The organism is Streptomyces sp. FH025 (assembly GCF_017427025.1).
Taxonomy (GTDB): Bacteria; Actinomycetota; Actinomycetes; order Streptomycetales; family Streptomycetaceae; genus Kitasatospora.
In genome coordinates this window covers 1-4660 of record NZ_JAFLNG010000614.1, presented here as the reverse complement: position 1 = coordinate 4660, position 4660 = coordinate 1, and the positions used below count along the sequence as shown (strand labels likewise).

Below are 4660 nucleotides of genomic sequence, written 5' to 3'. Positions count from 1 at the left end.
ACCGCCGGGCACTGGCGGCGGGCCGGCCGCGCCCTGCTGGCCAAGATGCTCGGCGAGTTCGCCTACGAGGAGCTGCTCACGCCCGTCCCCGGGGCCACCGCCGGCGAGTACCGGCTCAAGCTGCCCGAGGCCGAGTACCGCTTCACCGCCCGGCGCGGCGCGTACGACGGCTGGCAGGTCGACCCGGAGTCCGTCCACTGCTCCAGCCCGGACGGCCTGGACCCGCTGCGCTTCCTCCCGTACGCCCGGCAGGCCCTCGGGATGAGCGGGGAGACCACCGCCCACCTGATCCGGGAGCTCTCCGCCACCCTGACCGCCGACGCCCGCCAGCTCGCCACCGAGCTCACCGCCGCCGAACTTGCCGAGCTCGACCACACCGCGCTGGAGGGGCGCCAGGGCGGCCACCCGTGGATCGTCCCCAGCAAGGGCCGGATCGGCTTCTCCGCCACCGACACCGCCCGCTGGGCCCCGGAGGCCCGCAGCCCGCGCCCGCTGCCCTGGATCGCCGTCCACCGGCGACTCGCCCAGTACCGGGGCGTGCCCGGCCTGGAACGCCCCGAGCAGCTGTACGCCCGCGAGCTGGACGACGTGGACGCGCTGCGCGCCCCGCTCGGCCCGGACGCCGACGACTACCTGCTGCTGCCCGTCCACCCCTGGCAGTGGGACGAGACGATCCTGCCGCTGTTCGCGCCCTGGATCGCCTCCGGCGAGATCGTCCCGCTGCCCTCGGACGGTGACCCACGACTGCCCCAGCAGTCCATCCGCTCCTTCTTCAACACCGCCCACCCCGAGCGCTGCACCGTCAAACTGCCGCTGTCGATCCTCAACACCCTGGTCTGGCGCGGCCTGCCCACCGAGCGCACCCTCGCCGCGCCCGCCGTCACCGCCTGGCTGCACGGGCTGCGCGACGCCGACCCGTACCTGCGGGAGGAGTGCCGGGTGATCCTGCTCGGCGAGATCGCCTCCGTCACCGTCGACCACCCGCTCTACCGGGTGATGCCCGAGTCGCCGTACCAGTACAAGGAACTGCTCGGCGCGATCTGGCGCGAACCGCTCGGCCCCTTCCTCGGCCGGGGTGAACGCGCCCGCACCCTGGCCGCCCTGTTGCAGACGGGCTCCGACGGCCGGGCGCTCGCCGCCGAACTGATCACCCGCTCCGGCCTCACCCCCGCCGAGTGGACCGGCCGGCTGTTCGCCGCGATGCTGCCGCCGCTGCTGCACTTCCTCTACCGCTACGGGCTGGTCTTCTCCCCGCACGGCGAGAACGCCATCGTCGTGTTCGACTCGTCCGACGCACCGGCGCGGCTCGCGGTCAAGGACTTCGTCGACGACGTCAACCTCAGCGACCGCGACCTGCCCGAGCTGCGCGGCCTGCCCGCCGAGGTCGCCGGCGTACTGCTGCGGGACAGCCCGCAGGGCCTGTGCCAGTTCATCCACTCCGGGCTGTTCATCGGCGTCTTCCGCTACCTCGCCCCGCTGCTGGAGGCGCAGGCCGGCCTGCCCGAGGCCGAGTTCTGGGCCCTGCTGAGCGCCGAGATCCACCGCTACCAGGACCGCTTCCCCGAGCTGGGCGAGCGCTTCGAGCTGTTCGACCTGTTCCGGCCCCGGATCACCCGGCTCTGCCTCAACCGCAACCGGCTGCTGCTGGACGGTTACCAGGACCGCCCGCACCGCCCGCACGCCGCCCGGCACGGCACCGTGCCCAACGCGCTGGTGGACGTGGACGTGCGTCTTCCCGCTGGGCGGGACCGGATTGTCGCCCCAGCCCCGTAGGGTGGAAGGGTCATGACGAACGACTCCGAACCCCAGCCCGCGACGGACCTCGGCGACGAGGCCGAGGACGCCGTCGCCGTCCCGCGCTCGCGGATCCCCGAGCTGCTGCACGCCGCGGTGGAGGCCGTCGGCGGCGTGGAGCGCCCCGGCCAGGTGCGGATGGCCGAGGCCGTCGCCGACGCCGTCGACCACAGCGAACACCTCCTCGTCCAGGCCGGCACCGGCACCGGGAAGTCCCTGGCCTACCTGGTGCCCGCGCTCGCCCACGGGGACCGCGTGGTGGTCGCCACCGCCACCCTGGCGCTGCAACGCCAGCTGGTGGAGCGGGACTTGCCGCGCACGGTCGATGCGCTGCACCCGGTGCTGCGCCGCCGCCCGCTGTTCGCGATGCTCAAGGGCCGCTCCAACTACCTGTGCCTGCACCGGGCCAACGAGGGCACCCCGAGCGACGAGGGCGAGGGCCTGTTCGACCCGGTGGACGCGCTCGGCGGGCCGACCGGCAAGCTCGGGCAGGACGTGCTGCGGCTGCGCGACTGGGCGGAGGAGACCGAGACGGGCGACCGGGACGACCTGAGCCCCGGCGTCTCGGACAAGGCCTGGGCCCAGCTGTCGGTCACCTCCAAGGAGTGCCTGGGCGCCACCCGCTGCGCGTACGGGCAGGAGTGCTTCGCGGAGAAGGCCCGGGAGCGGGCCAAGCTGGCGGACGTCGTGGTCACCAACCACGCGATGCTCGCGATCGACGCGATCGAGGGCGCGCCGGTGCTGCCCGAGCACGGGCTGCTGATCGTGGACGAGGCGCACGAGCTGGTCAACCGGGTCACCGGCGCGGCCACCGCCGAGCTGACCGTCGGCGCGGTCAACCGGGCGGTCAAGCGGGCCGCCCGGCTGGCCAACGAGAAGGCCGTGGACGCCCTGCAGGCCGCCGCCGAGAACTACCACGGCCTGATGGAGACGGCCCAGCCCGGCCGGGTCGAGGAATTGCCCGAGTACCTCGCGTACGCGGTCACCGCGATCCGGGACGCCGCCCGCCAGGTGATCACCTCGCTCGGGGAGACCCGCGACAAGGGCCTCAGCGACGAGGACGCGGTGCGCAAGCAGGCGATGGCCTCGGCCGAGACGCTGCACGAGACCGCCGAGCGGCTGCTGGAGGGCTCCGAGTACGACGTGGTCTGGATCGAGCGCAGCGACCGCTACGGGCTGGGCACCGCCTCGCTGCGGGTCGCGCCGCTGAGCGTGTCCGGGCTGCTGCGCGAGGGGCTGTACAAGGAGCGCTCGGTGGTCCTGACCTCGGCCACCCTCAAGCTCGGCGGGGACTTCAACGGCGTGGCCGGCTCGCTCGGCCTGCCCAAGGAGACCAGGCTGCCGGACGAGCGCACGGCCGGGGACAACCCGGAGCCCGGCTTCGGGGAGGACGCCGTCCCGTACTGGCGCGGGATCGACGTCGGTTCGCCGTTCAAGTACCCCAAGCAGGGCATCCTGTACGTCGCCAAGCACCTCGCCGACCCCGGGCGCGATCCCGAACGACCGGACATGCTGGACGAGTTGGCCGAGCTGATCGGCGCGGCCGGCGGGCGGACGCTGGGCCTGTTCTCCTCGATGCGCGGCGCCCAGGCGGCCGCGGAGGCGATGCGGGAGCGGCTGGACAACCGGATCCTGCTCCAGGGGGAGGACACCCTGGGCGAGTTGATCCGCGAGTTCGCCTCGGACGCGACCACCTGCCTGTTCGGCACGCTCTCCCTCTGGCAGGGCGTGGACGTGCCCGGCTCGGCCTGCCAGCTGGTCGTGATGGACCGCATTCCCTTCCCGCGGCCGGACGACCCGCTGATGAGTGCCCGTCAGAAGGACGTCGAACAGCACGGCGGCAACGGCTTCATGGCGGTCGCGGCGACGCACGCGGCGCTGCTGATGGCGCAGGGCGCGGGCCGACTGGTGCGGGCTGCGGACGACCGGGGCATCGTGGCGGTGCTCGATCCGCGGGTGGAGACCAAGCGGTACGGGGGCTTCTTCCGGTCCTCGATGCCGGAGTTCTGGTACACCACGGACCGCAACCAGGTGCGCCGCTCGCTGGCGGCGATCGACGCCTCGGCGCCGCCGGTGCGGCCGGTGGTGAAGCGGGGCTGAGAGGGCCCGCGACGACCCGGGAACGACGGAGGGGCTCCCCGCGAGATCGCGGTGGAGCCCCTTCCCGGTTCGTGTGCCGTCCGTGCCGTGCCGTGCTGTGCCCGGGCTGTCCGTGCCGCGCCCGTGCTGTCCGCGCCCGTGCGGTCAGAGGCGGCGCAGGACCGCGACGACCTTGCCCAGGATGGTCGCGTTGTCGCCGTTGATCGGCTCGTACGCCGGGTTGTGCGGCATCAGCCAGATCCGGCCGTCCTCGCGCTTGAGCCGCTTGACGGTGGCCTCGCCGTCGATCATCGCGGCCACGATGTCGCCGTTCTCGGCGACCGGCTGGCGGCGCACGGTGACCCAGTCGCCGTCGCAGATGGCGGCCTCGATCATCGAGTCGCCGCGCACGGTGAGCGCGAACAGCTCGCCCTCGCCGACCAGTTGGCGGGGCAGCGGGAAGACGTCCTCGACCGTCTGCTCGGCCAGGATCGGCCCGCCGGCGGCGATCCGGCCGACCAGTGGCACGTACGAGGTGGACGGGCGGCCGGCCGTCTCGGCGGTGTTGGGGCGGGCCACCTCGACGCCGCGGACCTCGTAGGCGCGCGGGCGGTGCGGATCCCGGCGGAGGAAGCCCTTGCGCTCCAGGGCCATCAGCTGGTGGGCGACCGAGGAGGTGCTGGACAGGCCGACGGCCTGGCCGATCTCGCGCATGGACGGCGGGTAGCCCCGGCGCTGCACGGAGTCGCGGATGACCTCGATCACCCGGCGCTGGCGCTCGGTGAGG

3 protein-coding genes are annotated in these 4660 nt (G+C 73.6%); 2 read left to right on the top strand and 1 reads right to left on the bottom strand.

The window, feature by feature from the left end; genetic code table 11:
• Both J0670_RS30575 and J0670_RS30570 read left to right on the top strand, forming a co-directional pair.
• Positions 1–1773: IucA/IucC family siderophore biosynthesis protein (locus J0670_RS30575; RefSeq protein ID WP_207815009.1), on the top strand; the 1773-nt coding region annotated here is incomplete at its 5' end.
• Between the two features lie 12 nt (positions 1774–1785).
• Positions 1786–3894, top strand: a complete 2109-nt coding sequence (locus tag J0670_RS30570; RefSeq protein WP_207815008.1) for an ATP-dependent DNA helicase — start codon at positions 1786–1788, stop codon at positions 3892–3894.
• Between the two features lie 144 nt (positions 3895–4038).
• Here J0670_RS30570 and lexA read toward each other — a convergent pair.
• A partial coding sequence (lexA, locus tag J0670_RS30565; protein ID WP_207815007.1) for a transcriptional repressor LexA occupies positions 4039–4660 on the bottom strand: 622 nt, incomplete at its 5' end.

Coding starts and splice junctions, on each gene's coding strand:
- J0670_RS30570 (WP_207815008.1), top strand. CDS start 1,786: ATGACGAACGACTCCGAACCCCAGCCCGCGACGGACCTCGGCGACGAG.